General features: G+C 63.9%; 17 protein-coding genes and 1 pseudogene. 6 read left to right on the forward strand and 12 right to left on the reverse strand.

The features are described from left to right. Positions 1–125: 125 nt before the first annotated feature. Both KAY22_RS15790 and KAY22_RS15795 read left to right on the forward strand, forming a co-directional pair. Positions 126–212: pseudogene (locus KAY22_RS15790) on the forward strand (pyruvate, phosphate dikinase); the annotation flags it as partial. Between the two features lie 119 nt (positions 213–331). Beyond that, positions 332–559, forward strand: coding sequence for a hypothetical protein (locus tag KAY22_RS15795; RefSeq protein ID WP_069337910.1), 228 nt, complete (start codon positions 332–334; stop codon positions 557–559). 46 nt (positions 560–605) lie between these two features. On the opposite strand, the gene ccoS is transcribed toward KAY22_RS15795, so the two are convergent. Genes ccoS through KAY22_RS15840 form a run of 9 tightly spaced genes read right to left on the reverse strand, consistent with a single transcriptional unit; the run spans position 606 to position 8,712 of the window. After that, entirely contained in the window at positions 606–797 is a 192-nt protein-coding gene (gene ccoS, locus KAY22_RS15800) for a cbb3-type cytochrome oxidase assembly protein CcoS (protein WP_069337911.1), read from the reverse strand. Then, positions 794–2,908 carry a heavy metal translocating P-type ATPase gene (locus tag KAY22_RS15805; RefSeq protein WP_069337912.1) on the reverse strand — a complete coding sequence of 705 codons (2,115 nt, stop codon included), beginning with the start codon at positions 2,906–2,908 and terminating at the stop codon, positions 794–796. The genes ccoS and KAY22_RS15805 overlap by 4 nt, the downstream gene beginning before the upstream one ends. Then, the gene (locus KAY22_RS15810) at positions 2,905–3,348 is read right to left on the reverse strand and encodes a FixH family protein (protein WP_021227175.1); all 444 of its coding nucleotides are present in this window, start codon (positions 3,346–3,348) and stop codon (positions 2,905–2,907) included. Before KAY22_RS15810 ends, KAY22_RS15805 begins: the two co-directional genes overlap by 4 nt. Further along, positions 3,345–4,886, reverse strand: a complete 1,542-nt coding sequence (locus KAY22_RS15815) for a 4Fe-4S dicluster domain-containing protein (RefSeq protein WP_125989584.1) — start codon at positions 4,884–4,886, stop codon at positions 3,345–3,347. Before KAY22_RS15815 ends, KAY22_RS15810 begins: the two co-directional genes overlap by 4 nt. After that, complete coding sequence (gene ccoP, locus KAY22_RS15820) at positions 4,870–5,832, reverse strand: cytochrome-c oxidase, cbb3-type subunit III (RefSeq protein ID WP_081331756.1); 963 nt, start codon at positions 5,830–5,832, stop codon at positions 4,870–4,872. The genes KAY22_RS15815 and ccoP overlap by 17 nt, the downstream gene beginning before the upstream one ends. Next, positions 5,825–5,980 (reverse strand): cbb3-type cytochrome c oxidase subunit 3, encoded by a 156-nt coding sequence (locus KAY22_RS15825; protein WP_020820401.1) that lies wholly within the window; start codon positions 5,978–5,980, stop codon positions 5,825–5,827. The genes ccoP and KAY22_RS15825 overlap by 8 nt, the downstream gene beginning before the upstream one ends. Next, positions 5,977–6,714: a cytochrome-c oxidase, cbb3-type subunit II gene (gene ccoO, locus KAY22_RS15830; protein WP_020820402.1), complete on the reverse strand. Its 738-nt coding sequence runs from the start codon at positions 6,712–6,714 to the stop codon at positions 5,977–5,979. The genes KAY22_RS15825 and ccoO overlap by 4 nt, the downstream gene beginning before the upstream one ends. Before the next feature lie 13 nt (positions 6,715–6,727). After that, complete coding sequence (gene ccoN / locus KAY22_RS15835; protein ID WP_069337915.1) at positions 6,728–8,389, reverse strand: cytochrome-c oxidase, cbb3-type subunit I; 1,662 nt, start codon at positions 8,387–8,389, stop codon at positions 6,728–6,730. A gap of 23 nt (positions 8,390–8,412) precedes the next feature. Continuing rightward, positions 8,413–8,712, reverse strand: a complete 300-nt coding sequence (locus tag KAY22_RS15840) for a hypothetical protein (RefSeq protein ID WP_020820404.1) — start codon at positions 8,710–8,712, stop codon at positions 8,413–8,415. 557 nt (positions 8,713–9,269) lie between these two features. Here KAY22_RS15840 and hemN point away from each other — a divergent pair. The 3 genes from hemN to KAY22_RS15855 all read left to right on the forward strand — a co-directional run bounded on the left by hemN (position 9,270) and on the right by KAY22_RS15855 (position 11,971). Then, on the forward strand, positions 9,270–10,583 hold the full coding sequence (gene hemN / locus KAY22_RS15845; RefSeq protein ID WP_069337920.1) for an oxygen-independent coproporphyrinogen III oxidase: 1,314 nt from the start codon (positions 9,270–9,272) through the stop codon (positions 10,581–10,583). Positions 10,584–10,673: 90 nt separating this feature from the next. Beyond that, on the forward strand, positions 10,674–11,363 hold the full coding sequence (locus tag KAY22_RS15850) for a Crp/Fnr family transcriptional regulator (protein WP_069337916.1): 690 nt from the start codon (positions 10,674–10,676) through the stop codon (positions 11,361–11,363). Then, positions 11,357–11,971, forward strand: coding sequence for a DUF308 domain-containing protein (locus KAY22_RS15855; protein ID WP_081331757.1), 615 nt, complete (start codon positions 11,357–11,359; stop codon positions 11,969–11,971). The genes KAY22_RS15850 and KAY22_RS15855 overlap by 7 nt, the downstream gene beginning before the upstream one ends. Positions 11,972–12,033: 62 nt before the next feature. Here the strand turns inward: KAY22_RS15855 and KAY22_RS15860 are convergent, their stop codons facing one another. Next, a complete protein-coding gene (locus tag KAY22_RS15860) occupies positions 12,034–12,432 on the reverse strand; it encodes a hypothetical protein (protein ID WP_069337918.1) in 399 nt (132 codons plus the stop codon). A 208-nt stretch (positions 12,433–12,640) separates the two neighbouring features. Between KAY22_RS15860 and KAY22_RS15865 the strand changes: the two genes are divergently transcribed. Next, positions 12,641–13,921 (forward strand): glycoside hydrolase family 130 protein, encoded by a 1,281-nt coding sequence (locus KAY22_RS15865; protein WP_234792442.1) that lies wholly within the window; start codon positions 12,641–12,643, stop codon positions 13,919–13,921. Between the two features lie 34 nt (positions 13,922–13,955). Here KAY22_RS15865 and KAY22_RS15870 read toward each other — a convergent pair whose 3' ends face one another. Beyond that, a complete protein-coding gene (locus KAY22_RS15870) occupies positions 13,956–14,153 on the reverse strand; it encodes a universal stress protein (protein ID WP_268801844.1) in 198 nt (65 codons plus the stop codon). A gap of 86 nt (positions 14,154–14,239) precedes the next feature. Then, positions 14,240–14,764, reverse strand: a 525-nt coding sequence (locus tag KAY22_RS15875; RefSeq protein WP_139150017.1) for a DDE-type integrase/transposase/recombinase, incomplete at its 5' end; no start/stop codon positions are given.

Here is a 14,764-nt window from a genome sequence, read left to right on the forward strand (position 1 = left end):
TGGCATTGGGCCCTCGGCGCTGACGGAGGCCATGGGCATGCTCAACCACCATTTCGCAGCAGCCGCCTGATCGGCGCAGAGCGACAGCCTACCTCTGACTGCCGCCAATCTTTGCAACAGAGCCGGCTCCGGCAATCATCAAACTGCGCGAAAGGATCAAGCGACAGACCATCGAACATCGGCGCTTGCAGCACCGCAAGTTCGCCGCCTAACATCAACCCCCTGACGAGGTCCGCACTCCGCTAATCTACGCCGCGAGTTGTGCCGAATGTTCTGACGACGGACAAGTCACAATGACAGTGCTGTATGCCCGGCGACGGAAGAGATTCAAATGAAGCTGATGGCGCTCGTCGGGATTGCGGCGATCCTTCCCGGATCACTTAGCGGCATGCCGTCGTCGCACACCCTGCTCTGGGTCCAGCTCTGTGCAAGCGACGGCTCTGCGCGCACCGTTCCGATCCCGGTGGACCGGCAGCCGGAGCCCAGCGACAGGCAATCCTGCTGCCTGACAGCGTGTCACGCCGATCGGTGCCGCAAGCGCCTTATGCGCGAAAGCTGAGCTGACCGAAGGCGGCTGACTTGTGCCGCTTGCGCCTCTGGGCGGCTCAGCGGTCGTGTTCGCGGCGGCCGGCTGGCGACTGATCTTGCGATAGTTCGTCGGCTTCATCGAGCAGGATGCGTTCGGCGGCGCCGTCGAGATCGTCATATTGGCCGTTCCGCATCGACCAGTAGAAGGCGGCAAGGCCAAGCAGACCGAGAAACAGCGCTGCCGGTATGAGTATCGTAAGCCCGGTCACCGCGCGGCGTTCCGAAGACGCAGCGAATTGCCGACGACGATGATGGACGAGAGTGACATGGCAAGAGCGGCGACCAGCGGCGTCACCATGCCGGCAACGGCCAGCGGCACGGCCAGCACATTATAGCCGATCGCCATGGCGAAGTTCTGCTTCACGACGCGCATCGTGCGCCTTGCGGCAGCGACGGATGCCGGCACCGCCGAGAGAGAGTCGCCCAGAAACACGAGGTCGGCGGCGCTTTGCCCGACATCGCTTGCCGAAGACGGCGCCATGGAAACGTGCGCGGCATTGAGCGCCGGGCCGTCGTTGAGGCCGTCGCCGACCATCAGGACCCGGTGACCTTGCGCGCTGAGGCGTGCGATCACCTCAAGCTTTCCTTGCGGATCGAGATCGCCCTGCCCGCGCATGCCAAGCTTGACAGCGAGCCGCGCGACACGGCGCTCGCGGTCGCCGGAAACGATGGTAGGCTGCATATGCAGCGCATCGAGGCGGGCGATCGCGGCGTCGGCATCGGGGCGCAGGGCATCTTCGAAGCGCAGCAGGCGGGCCGGCCCACCTCCCAGCCTGAACCCGGTGGTGAGCGCGTGGTGTCCGGGAGCCTCGCCGCCTTCAGGTCCGGCATCGTCGATGCGGCCGAGGAAGGCACGCTGCCCCTTCCAAATCGCGGCGACGCCAAGACCCGGGGCTTCCTCGACATCGCTGATGTCGGCAGCCTCGATACCCTCCAGTGCTGTCGCCAATGCCCTGGCGAGCGGATGGCGGCTTCTCTGCGCAAGCGCCAAGGCCACTGGCCTTTCGTCCGGTGACAAATTCCCGTCATCGATCAGTCTCGGCCGGCCGAGCGTCAATGTTCCAGTCTTATCGAAAAGCGCGACATTCGCTTCAGCAAGACGCTCCAGGCCAGCGCCGTCGCGGATCAGCACGCCGCGGCGCATGAGCGAACCGGCCGCGACGACCTGGGCGACCGGGACGGCGAGGCCAAGCGCGCACGGACAGGTTATGATGAGCACGGCCACCGCAATCAGCACCGCCTGGTGCAATCCGGCGCCGGCGATCAGCCATCCGACCAGCGAGAGCGCGGCAAGGACGTGCACGGCGGGAGCATAATAGCGCGCAGCCCGGTCGGCGAGCCGCACGTACCGCGACTTCGCTCCACTCGCGGCTTCCATGAGGCGGGCGATGCCGGCGATCGCCGTCCCCTCGCCCGCGGCGCTGACTTTTACCGTCAGCGGCGCGGCGAGATTGATCGTGCCGGCAAGGACGGCGTCGCCGATGCCGACATTCTCCGGCGCGCTTTCGCCCGTGACCAGTTGCCGGTCGATGCTCGACGCCCCGCTGACGATCACGCCGTCGGCTGCGAAGGTTTCACCCGCCGCCACGAGCAGAGTCATGCCCGGGGCGATCTCTTCGGCGTTGCGCCATTCGGCAACGCCGTCCTTGCCGACGACCAGGCCCCGCGGCGCGCGCTGGCGCTGCAGCGCGGCGACGCCGTCTTCGGCGCGTACCCGCATCACGCTGTCGAGGAAGCGACCGGCAAGCAGGAAGAACAGCAGCATCACCGCGCCGTCGAAATAGGCGTGCGGACCGCTATTGATCGTCTCGTACAAGCTGGCGGCGCAGGCCATGGTCACGCCGATGCTGATCGGCACGTCCATGTTGGTGCGGCCGTGACGAAGAGCGCCCCAGGCGCTGCGGAAGAAGGGTCGGCCCGCATAGGCCACGGTAGGAAGCGCGATCAGCGCCGAGAGCCAGTGAAACAGGTCGCGCGTCGCGCCCTGCGCCCCGGACCAGACGCTGACGGACAGCAACATGATATTCATTGCCGCAAAGCCGGCGACGCCGAGCGCGATGCCGAGTTCACGGCTTTCCGGCGCGCTGCGCGTCTCCTCCTCGCCGAGGAGGCGCTCCGCCGGAAAACCGATCCTGCCGATGATTTCCCTCAGGTGATCATCGCCAAGCTTGTCCGTATGGGCGATAGCGACCCGGCGCTTGGTGAAGTTGACCCTGGCGCTGATCACGCCGTCCGTCCGCGCCAGTCCGCCTTCGAGCTTGGCGATGCAGCCGGCGCAGTGCAGCCCCGGGACGCTGAACGTGCTGGTGACGGCGCTCACGCCGGCACGTCCTTGACGAAACGCGCCGACTGTCCACCGTTCCGCAGTTCGAGGCGTACGCGCCAGCGTCCCGGCGGCAGCGGGGTTGTCGATCGCCACAAGCCCTGCGGGGATCTCCTGAACGTCAGCGGTTGGTCGGGAGCCCGGCCGAGCGGATGCTCGGCTACGCCGGCCAGCGTGCCTTCCCGCGGCGTTGTCTTGGCCTCGACAATCCGTCCTGGGATCAGAACCAGATCGAGCGTCCAGCCGAGGTCGTCCTGTGCCCGCGCCTCGGCCAGCCAGCGATTGTACGCCTGGCTGGCGACGTAGGAATTCTCGACGACCGTGCCCCCAAACGTCGTGACGGCGAACCGAGCCATCACCAGATTGACGGCGATGATCGTCCCGAACATGCCCAGCATGATGAAGAGCATGTGGCGTCCGGTGAACTCGCGCCTCATCGTTCGCTCTCCGGCCCCTCGAACACGGTGCTCTCGCGATCCGTTGCTCCTTGACCGTCGTTGGCTCGAATGACGAACGCGAAATCACGCTGCTGGCGTTCGGGCGCCGCGACATAGACCCGCGTCTTGCGGGCCTGGTCGGGGCCGATCGCGATCTCCACGGCCTGACCGGCGCCACCGCGCGCCTGCGCATCGGTCCAGATCTGCGCATCGGGCAGGCCCTCGATCGACAAAGTGACCGAGCGCGGCCGCGCTTCCATGTTGCGCACGTTGATGGTGTAGGCATTGCGCACCGTGCCATCCGACAGCTGCACCCAGATGGGGTTACGCTCCATACGGACGCTGAGGTCAAGCCGCGTGCGCGATCCGAGCGCGAACAGCATCGCCAGGCCGATCGAGCCCCAGATCAGGAAGTAGATGAGCGTGCGCGGACGGAACAGCCGCTTGAGCGGCGGCTCCGGCGTCTTGCCATTGCCTGCGAGCAGCTCGTCGGCGACCGTCGAATAGCCGATCAGCTTCTTGGGCCTACCGATCCGCTCCATGATGTCGTCACAGGCGTCGATGCACAAACCGCAGGTGATACAGCCGATCTGCGGACCGTTGCGTATGTCGATGCCGGTGGGACACACCGCTACGCAGTTGTTGCAATCGATGCAGTCGCCGATGACACGCGGATTGTTTTCGGGAGCAGACGCCAGCGCCACAAGCGAGGGTAAGCCGTACTGCGCCTGGGCGCCGAGCTCGCCATCGGGCTGGTGCACTGCGGGGCCCGCCCGTTTGATGCCGTGAGTCCGAGGCTCGCCCCGCCAGGCCTTGTAAGTGACCATCAGCGATTTCTCGTCGAGCATCGCACCCTGGATACGCGGCCAGGGGCAACCGTAGATGCAGAACTGCTCGCGCATCAGCCCGCCAAGTATGTAGGTCGTGGCGGTGAGCAGCCCGATCGTGAACCAGGCCTGATAAGGCGCGTCGAGCGCCCAAAGCTGGCGAGCGAGCGTCGGCGCATCGGCGAAGTAGAAGATCCAGGCGCCGCCAGTCGCCACGGCGATGAGCAGCCAGATCGCGTGTTTGGTCACGCGCTTGGCGATCTTCGAAGGCCCCCACGGGGCCTTCTCCAGGCGCAGCTGGGCATTGCGATCGCCCTCGATCGCGCGCTCGACATGCTGGAAGAGGTCGGTCCAGACCGTCTGCGGACAGGCATAACCGCACCATGCCCGGCCGACCGCCGAGGTCACGAGAAACAGGCCGATGCCGGCCATGATGAGCAGGCCGGCGACATAATAGAACTCGTGCGGCCAGATCTCGATCGAGAACATGTAGAAGCGACGGTTGGCGATATCGACAAGCACCGCCTGGTCAGGTGCATAGGGCCCGCGATCCCAGCGCAGCCACGGCGTGACGTAGTAGATCGTCAACGTCACTGCCATGACCAGCCACTTGAAGCGGCGGAACGGCCCGTCGATCGCCTTGGGAAAGACCTTCTGCCGCTTCTCGAACAGCTGCTGCTTGGAGCCGGTCAGATCATCTGGGCTGGACATTGCTCTTGGCCGCCTGGGAGGGAGCCGCTTGCGGCGCCGCGGATGCAGCGGCGCTTGGCGCGGGCTCGGGGATGAAATCCTCGCCGCCCCCCAGCGAGTGTACGTAAGCCGCCAGCATCTTCACCGTGACCGGATCGAGGCGCGCGCCCCAAGCCGGCATCACGCCATAGCGGGAGTTGTTGACCGTTTGCGCGAGCGCCTCCCGATCGCCGCCGAACAGCCAGATGGAATCGGCGAGATTGGGTGCGCCCAACTTGCGATCGCCCTGGCCCTGCGCGCCGTGGCACACCGCACAATTGTCGGCGAACAGCTTCGCGCCGCGCTGCGAGGCTGCGCTCGGCTTCTCCTGACGGGAGATGACGCGAACGTGGCTGACCACGTCCTCCACCTGCTCGGAGGTAAGGATACCATCGCGCCCGAACGCGGGCATCTGCGACATGCGCGTCTCGGCGTGACCGGGCTGGCGAATACCATGGACCAGGGTCGTGTGAATCTGCTTGATGTCCCCGCCCCAGAGCCAGTCGTCGTCGTTGAGGTTCGGATAACCCTTGCTACCGGCGGCGCCAGAGCCGTGGCACTGGACGCAGTGCACCTTGAACGCCGCGCGGCCGCCTTCGACCGCCGCCTGCATCAGCCGCGAATCCTCGTTGAGCCGCTCGATCGGGATGCGGGCGAGCGCAAGTTGCAGGGGCTCCTTGCGCAGGCGCTCCGCCTCCTCTTCGCCGGCCAATTGCTCGCGGCTCGACCAGCCGAGCACGCCCTTCGTCGCCGAATTGACCAGCGGCCAGGCGGGATAGAGCACCGTATAGGCTATGCCCCAGATGATTGTCGCATAGAGGGTCCACAGCCACCAGCGCGGCATGGGTGTGTCGAGTTCCTCGATCCCATCCCATTCGTGCCCGACCGTGGGCGTCCCCGTCGCCTCGTCGATCCGCTTGTCAGCCATCATCTTCCTCCAGGATCGAACGGGCGGCGCGGTCCTGCCGGGAGCGCGCGCCCTTTCGAAAAGTCCAGCCGACAAAAACCGCGAACATGATCGCCATGAGCACCAGGCCCCAGCTGTCGGCAAAGTGACGCAGCGCGTCGTAGGTCATCGGCGCCGCTCCTGCGCCGCGGCGGCATTGGTGTCGACCAGCGTGCCGAGCATCTGCAGGTAGGCGACGACCGCATCCATTTCGGTGAGCCTCGACGGATCGCCATCGAAGTCGCGCACCTGCGACTTGGGATAGCGCTTGGCGAGATCGGCCGCGTCGCCGTCCGACGAAGCTTGCAGCTTGGCGTCTGCTTCGGCGCTGTCGATCATTGCCTTTGTATAGGGAACGCCGACCTTGCGCAGCGCGCCTATCTTTCCGTCGATCCCCTTGAGGTCGAGTTCGGTGTCCGCCAGGAAGGCATAGGAGGGCATGATCGATTCCGGCACCACCGACCGCGGGTCCTTCAGGTGCTGCACGTGCCATTCGTCCGAATAGCGCCCGCCCACCCGCGCCAGGTCGGGTCCGGTACGCTTCGAGCCCCACTGGAAGGGGTGATCGTACATGGACTCGGCGGCGAGGCTGTAGTGGCCGTAACGCTCCACTTCGTCGCGGAAGGGTCGGATCATCTGGCTGTGGCAAGTGTAGCACCCTTCGCGCACATAGATGTCGCGCCCCGCCTGCTCGAGCGGGGTGTAGGGCCGCATGCCCTCCACTTTCTCGACGGTGGAGTCGATCCAGAACAGCGGCGCGATCTCGACGATGCCGCCGATGGCCACGGCTATGAAGGCGAAGACGCTGAGAAGAGTGACGTTGCGCTCCAGCTTCTTGTGCTGGGTGGCGAGCTGCGATGACATCAGACGTTTCCCTTCATTCAGCCGGGGTCGCGGCCGGCACGATCGGCCGGTCGGCTTCGGGATTGTAGGCGGCGCTCGACATGGGCGCTTCCTTGCGAAGCCGGCCCAGGATCGTCATCCACACGTTGTAGACCATGATCAGCGCACCCAGGAGATAGAGCAGGCCGCCAAGCACGCGGATCGCATAGTAGGGCTTCATGGCCGCCACGATCTCGGCGAAAGCGTAGACGAGGTAGCCGTCCGAGCCATATTCCCGCGCCATCAGGCCCTGCGTGATGCCGGCGACCCAGAGCGCGGCCGCATAGAGCACCAGCCCCAGCGTCGCGAGCCAGAAGTGCCAGTTCACCATGCGCAGCGAATAGAGTCGCTCGCGTCCCCAGAGCCGCGGAACGAGATAGTAAAGCGCGGCGAAGGTGATCATCCCGTTCCAGCCGAGTGCGCCCGAATGCACATGGCCGATGGTCCACTCGGTATAGTGCGACAGCGAGTTGACCGCCTTGATCGACAGCATCGGACCTTCGAAGGTCGCCATGCCGTAGAAGGCGAGCGCGAAGACCATCATGCGGATGATCGGATCGGTGCGGATCTTGTCCCAGGCTCCGTTCAGAGTCATCAGGCCGTTGATCATGCCGCCCCAGCTCGGCATCCACAGCACAACCGAGAAGACCATGCCCAGCGTCTGCGCCCAGTCGGGCAGCGCCGTGTAGTGAAGGTGATGCGGTCCCGCCCAGATATAGAGGAAGATCAGCGACCAGAAGTGAATGATCGACAGACGGTAGCTGTAGATCGGCCGCTCCGCCTGCTTGGGCACGAAGTAGTACATCATCGCCAGGAAGCCGGCGGTAAGGAAGAAGCCCACCGCGTTGTGGCCGTACCACCACTGCGTGAGCGCATCCTGCACGCCGGCGAAGGCCGAGTAGCTCTTAGAGCCGAAGAGGCTTGCCGGCACCGCGAGGTTGTTCACGATGTGCAGCATCGCGATCGTGATGATGAAGCTCAGATAGAACCAGTTGGCGACGTAGATGTGCGGCTCGGTCCGGCGCAGCAGCGTGCCGACGAAAACGACGAAATAGGCGACCCAGACGATCGTGAGCCACAGATCCACATACCATTCGGGCTCGGCATATTCGCGGCTGGCAGTGACGCCCATCAGGTAGCCGGTCGCGGCCAGGACGATGAAGAACTGGTAGCCCCAGAACACGAAGCGCGCGAGCGCCGGGAATGCGAGGCGCGCGCGGCAGGTGCGCTGGACGACGTAGAAGCTCGTCGCGATGAGCGCATTGCCGCCGAAGGCGAAGATGACGGCAGACGTATGAAGCGGCCGCATGCGCCCGAAGCTGAACCAGGGCTCGAGGTTCAGGGTCGGGACGACCATCTGCGTCGCGATCACCACGCCGACCAGGAAGCCGACGACGCCCCAGAACAGCGTCGCAATGACGCCGAGCCGGATGAGATCGTCGTCGTACCGGGTCACATCCGGCATTGTCGCCGGCTTGAAGCCTGACAAGACCTGGAAGTCGGCCTTGTACATCGTGATCCAGGCGATCAGCAGGGCCGTGGCGGAGGCGATCGCCATGTGGACCGAGAAGCCCGAATCAAGGGCGAGCGCGCAGGCGAAGAGCGCCAATATGGCCAGCAACAACCAGCCCCCGACCTTGAAGAGTAGTTCGTCCATTCTCGCCGTCCTTTGCTTCTACGTCAGGGCCGTGCCGCGTAGGGATCGTTTTGCGTTTCGTTGGAGCCGATGGTGCGCGAAGCGACCAGCGCGAAGATCGTGAGCGCCCCGATCGTGGAGAGCACGTTGATGGCGAGCACGATCCGCACCTTGGTGCGGCTGGCCGATGGCCTCCGCTTGCGTCCCGGCGCGACCTCGTTGTTCGGCGTGTCCGTCAGTCGGGCCACGTCGCGCGCGCGCAAGAGCAACCAGGCTCCGCTTGCGATGGCGATGATCCCGAGCACGCCGATGATCATCCCCCACATTCCGATGGGCAGGCTCATGATCACTAACCCCTTGCTGTTGGCTGCCGGCTACGCTCCGCGTCGACAGCAAAGAAGCTGATACGGCTCGGCCGGCAGTCCTGTTCCCACGCTCTGAGGATAGGCAGAAAGCGCGACACTGATGTTGCGGATGGCTTCAGAGAGGCAAACTGGCACATGATCGACCCTTGGACATACGGCGCGCGTGATCGTTCGCGCCGCAGCTGACTGCCAAGGCCCCTCTCCCGCTTGCTTCAAGGCATGCTCGACAAGCATGCCGGAACCGGGCGACCATGTCGTCTCGCTGGTCGTCTCCACAAGGTTCGAGCGATCCGATAGCGGCGCCTTCGACGCCGAACTTTGTTTCAAATCAATATTCTGTCAATCCAAAAAGATTGTCCTTGCGACACTTCCCGGCGCCTTTGCGACCGAACGACTAAGATCGCGATAAGCAGCGGCGTCCTTGGCACCACCGCTCGAGAGCTGCCCTGCCACGTAAAACTGAAAGCCACGGGCAATTGGCCAGATTTTTGATGCTCCTCAATGAAACAGGCTGCTTGGCGCAGCAAGATCGCACCATGTGGCCTTACCATCCAGACCTGCTGGCGACCCCGGTCCCGCGCTATACAAGCTATCCCACAGCAGCCGAGTTCGGCAACGATGTGGGGGAGCAGGATTTCGCCTCTGCCCTTTCGAGAACAGACGGCGATGTCTCGCTTTACGTCCATATCCCCTTTTGCGAAACGATATGCTGGTACTGCGGGTGCAACACGGGCCGTGCAAATCGCCGGCAGCGGCTGGCCAGCTATCTGGAGGCTTTGCATAGCGAAATCGCGCTGGTCGGCCGGATGCTGCCGAAGACCGCAACGGTCCGCCGCCTGTCCTTCGGCGGCGGCAGCCCCAATGCGATCACGGCTACCGATTTCGTTCGCCTGTTCCTCTCGCTCACGGACAGTTTTCGGCTCGAGAAGCCCGTCGTCTCGATCGAACTGGACCCACGCACTTTGACCTCTGCGTGGGCGCAGGCGATCGCGGGCACGCGGATCAGCAATGCGAGCCTGGGCGTGCAGACTTTCGATCCGCGCCTCCAGGAGGCAATCGGGCGGATTCAGCCGCTGCAGGACATCGAGCGGTGCACATCGATGCTGCGCGAGGCGGGCGTTACTTCCCTCAACTATGACCTCATGTACGGCTTGCCCGGACAATCCGAGAAGGACCTCGCGGACTCTCTCGCCAAAGCGGTCGAGCTAGGCGCCGATCGGATAGCGCTGTTCGGTTATGCGCACGTCCCGCATTTGATCGCCCGTCAACGGCGGATCGATGCGGACGCGCTGCCCGATCAGGCGATGCGGTTTCGAATGGCCTCGCAGGGACATGAGCTGCTCACGAGGAGCGGCTATGAGGCTGTGGGCTTCGATCATTTCGCGCTGCCGCACGACGGCCTGGCGCAGGCGACCCGCGAAAGCCGGCTGTCGCGCAATTTTCAGGGGTTCACCGACGATGACGCTCCTGTGGTGATTGGTCTTGGCGCGTCTGCCATAAGCAGCTTCCCCGACCTCCTCATCCAAAACGAAAAGAACGCAGGCCGCTATCGCATGATGCTTTCGCAGCAGCGCCTGACCGGCAATCGAGGCATCCGCCGGAATGCTGACGATCGTCTTCGCGGCGGGGTCATCGAGCAGCTGCTCTGCCAAGGGAAAGCGAGTGTGCCGGCTGATCTCCTCTTGCCCGCTCACGATCGCCTCGCGCCGTTCCTCGACCGCGGCCTGGTGTGCTGGGAGGGCGACACGCTCTCCATCGCCCCTTCCGCGCTCCCTTATGCACGCACTATCGCGGCAACTTTCGACGCCTACCGCCAACCTGGCAGCAGGAGGTTCAGCTCGGCCGTGTGACCCGATCCTCCCTTAGGTAAACTACTAATGTCTCCGCCCCGGGGCCGCGGATAGGAACCGTGCACCCACCGGCCAACTCGCGGAGAGACCATGAACGCCTGTACGCAATGCGCTGTTCGCGACAAGGCGATCTGCCATTCCTTGCCCGAGGAAAGCCTGGAAGGGCTCAATCGGCTGGGGCGGCATCAAATCGTCAAGAAGGGGCAGGCGCTTGTATGGCAGGGCGACGAGTCGCTCCTTGTCGGCAACGTGCTCGAAGGCGCGCTCAAATTGTCGGTCTCGAGCGCCGATGGCCGCGACCAGACGCTCGGTATCGTGCTGCCCAGCGATTTTATCGGACGTCCGTTCGGCGCGACGAGCATGCATTCCGTCATCGCCCTCACCGACTCGCGTGTCTGCACCTTCTCGCGCTCGGCGTTCGACACTTTCGCGCAAGATCACCAGCCCCTGGAGCACGGCCTACTGGAAAGGACCCTGACCGATCTCGACAGGGCCAGACAATGGATGATGATGCTGGCGCGCAAGAGCGCCGGCGAGCGCGTCGCGATTTTCCTTCTGCACATCGCCAAGCGCCACTCCAGCGACAAGAGCGATGGACCGCTTCGCTTCGAACTGCCTCTCAGCCGCCAGGACATGGCCGATCTGCTCGGCCTCACGATCGAGACGGTCAGCCGGCAGATCACGCGTCTGCGCGACGACGGCATCATCACGACACCCTCGCGCCGGGCAATCGTCATTCTCGACCAGGACGCGCTTGAGGCTTGCACGGGCGAGTGCTGAAAGCGATGCATCGGCCCTTCCACGTCGCCCCATGGCAGCTGACGCTGGGATGCGGCCTGTTCAAGCTCCTGCTCGCCGCCGGAGCTTTCGCGCTGCCGCTCCTGCATGTCCATGCACTTCCCACGCTCGTCGGCTGGCTGTTGCTCGCCGGTGGCCTATCTGAGCTTCTGCTGTCCTGGACCGGACGCCACAGCTGGGTCGGACGGATCACTTTCGGGTCGGGCGCTCTCACGCTCGTGCTCGGCGCCCTTTTCGTGGGCGGACCGTGGCATGGCCTTTACCCGCTGGCGCCGTTCGTCATGATCTGGTTCCTCCTTCGCGCCTTGCTGTCGATCGACGTCGCGTTTCAGTCGCGCCTTACGCCCATGGCGAACTGGATATGGCTTCTTCTGCGCGGTTTCGTCGATCTCGCTTTGGGGTTGTTGCTTTTGGCCGGCGCGCCCTTCGCCTTGCTGATGATCACCATTTTCGGCGAAGCAAGGGAGTTCGTGTCACTATTCTCGGCAACGCTCGGCTTGAGCTTCGCGGTTGCCGGCGGTGGCCTCCTTGCGATCGCGTTGACGCAGAGGCGTTACCGACGCCCTGATCCATTCATGACGGGCACCTGAACTCGGCTCGAAACATGTGCACGATACGGCAGCTCCCACGCGCGCTGCCCCCACCAAGCGCGTCAGGCGACAATCTGCGCGGAGAGGGCCACGTCGCGCAGGTCGTCGCCGGTGGCGGCATTGCTCACCACGGCCGCCTCCTCGATTTCGAGCTTTATCATCCTGCCAATCGCCGCCGAGTAGTCCGAGGCTGCGTCGCTGATGAAGTCTGTACAGGCTACAACAAGATCGCCGGGCGACCGCGCGGCGGCCAGCTGCCCAATCAGCGTCATGTCCGCTTCCAAACGTCCCGCCAGCAATGTCGAAGCTTCGTGCTGACAACGTTCCATCACCTGACCTGCCGATGACTGCACGGTCGAAACCAAATCCGCCAGGATCGACATCTGAGGAGCCGCGCTGGCAAGCGGCGACGCCATGATACTGTTCCAGAAATAGGCTGAACTCGCGGTCTCGTCGGCCATCCTCGACCCCCTTGCTGATTCCGATTCGCCTGCTGCAGTGCAACAACCTACAGCCTAGATCCCGTGTTTGCGAGGCTTGGTGAAGCCGAAACGCAGAAAGTGGGTTAATGCTCGCGGCGGCTTCGAGCGGCTTGCTCCGTCCTGTTCAGCCGCTGGTGCGGCGATTTATCAATGAAAGTGGGAGATCGAGTTGCACAATCATGGTTTGGTGACCGAAACCGGTCCAACGTTGCATGCAAATCCTGCTCGCGTCGTCATTCGGCCGTTCGTTCCCGGCGATGACCCGACGGCTCCCGAACCTGGACGCCGGTCCAGGATCGGCCGCATCATCGAACGGATCATTGGGCTTGATGCATCGACGTGCCGCTCCGAGCTCGAGCGCATCTTCGCGAGTCTCGCCGGGCGCCATGGCGATGTCGAGCAGGTGCTGCTGCGGCGATGCAACGACCTCATCTGTCCGCCGACACTTCCCTCGCCGACGCTGACCAAGGATCAGATGCTTCTTGTGGGCGCCTATATGAGCGCCGAATATTCCTACGCGTCGGCCGCCCTGTTTAATCCCAGCATCGTGCCGCATCCCGAGCCGCCGACCCTCAGCGGCGCGGCCCGTTTCGTGCTCTCGTTGCGAGCTGTTGGCGAAGGCCATCTTTCCTCAATTACCTTCCGCACCGGGCATTTCGATGGCGCATCCGTCACGCTCGACCCGATCAGCGATGTTTCCATACCTCCGCATATCGAGCCTTTGCCCGGAGGGCATCCTGACGACCCCGGCGTGCGCCTGACATGCGGCAGCTGCACCGATATCTCTTCCCTGGTGATCTTTCCGGTCACCTTCCGCCAAAGACACGGCCTCGAGGACTTGCGTCTCGTGCGTTTCCAGGAGGAAAATGGCTACAGCTTCTACCTCGGGACGTACACTGCAGTCGGTGGCGAGACCGTTCGCCAGGAATTGCTGCGAACCAGCGACTTTCAGAGCTTCGAACTCAGCGCGCTGCGTACCGACGTGCCCGACACGAAAGGCATCGCTGTTTTCCCGCGGCGCATTGCCGGACACTATGCCGCCCTGGCACGGCTCGATCATGAGAGCATCTGGCTGCTTCGCTCCAACGACCTCTACAACTGGACCGATGGCGCGATTATCCTGCGCCCGCGTTGGCCTTGGGAATTCGTACAGCTGGGCAATTGCGGATCACCGATCGAGCTCGACGAAGGCTGGCTGGTGATCACTCACGGCGTGGGGCCGGTCCGAAACTATAGCCTGGGCGCATGTCTGCTCGACAAGGAAAACCCGAGCCAAGTGCTGGGGCGGAGCCGCCTTCCGCTGATCACCACCGATCCCAAATACCGCGACGGCTATGTCCCGAACGTGGTCTATAGCTGCGGCGCGCTGCTGCACGGGCGAACCTTGCTGCTGCCCTACGGCATCGCTGACTCTTTCATCAGCTTCGCGACCGTCGACGTCGATCGGTTGCTGAGCACGCTTTCATGAAGCACTGCCCCGTCATTCGATGCGAACTCGATAATCAATGGGAGAGCAGGACCGGGCAGCTCGGGTGGTCGAGCACGGACCTGGTCGCGCCGCCAAGCACGAATTCCCGTGCCCGGGAATGTCCGAAGGCGCCCATCACCAGCAGATCCCCTTTCGTCTTTTCACGATAGGCCTGCAAGGCGACGCCCGCATCGCGTCCTTCAGCCGGCACCTCGACCAACTCTGCTTCGATACCATGCCGCTCTGTCCGTCGTCAGAACATTCGGCACAACTCGCGGCGTAGATTAGCGGAGTGCGGACCTCGTCAGGGGGTTGATGTTAGGCGGCGAACTTGCGGTGCTGCAAGCGCCGATGTTCGATGGTCTGTCGCTTGATCCTTTCGCGCAGTTTGATGATTGCCGGAGCCCTGCCGAAGTAGGCGTCGGCAGGCGTCACGTTGGCCAGGCTCTCGTGGTATCGCTGGTGATTGTAGTGCTCGACGAAGGCCTCGATGTGGGCTTCGAGGTCGCCGGGCAGGAAGTAGTTTTCCAGCAAGATGCGGTTTTTCAGGGTCTGGTGCCAGCGCTCGATCTTGCCCTGGGTTTGGGGATGACACGGGGCGCCGCGGACATGGCTCATCTTCCGGGCCTCGATGTATTCCGCCAGCTCACCCGCGATGTAGCTGGGGCCATTATCGCTGAGTAGCCGGGGTTTGTGCAGCACCGTGGCGCTGTCGCAACCAGAAGCCGCCAGGGCGAGGTCCAGCGTGTCGGTGACGTCCTCGGCTCGCATGTTGGTGCACAGCTTCCAGGCGATGATGTAGCGCGAGAAGTCGTCGAGCACGGTCGACAGATACATCCAGCC

This window comes from Rhizorhabdus sp., from assembly GCF_018006725.1.
Classification (GTDB): Bacteria; Pseudomonadota; Alphaproteobacteria; order Sphingomonadales; family Sphingomonadaceae; genus Rhizorhabdus.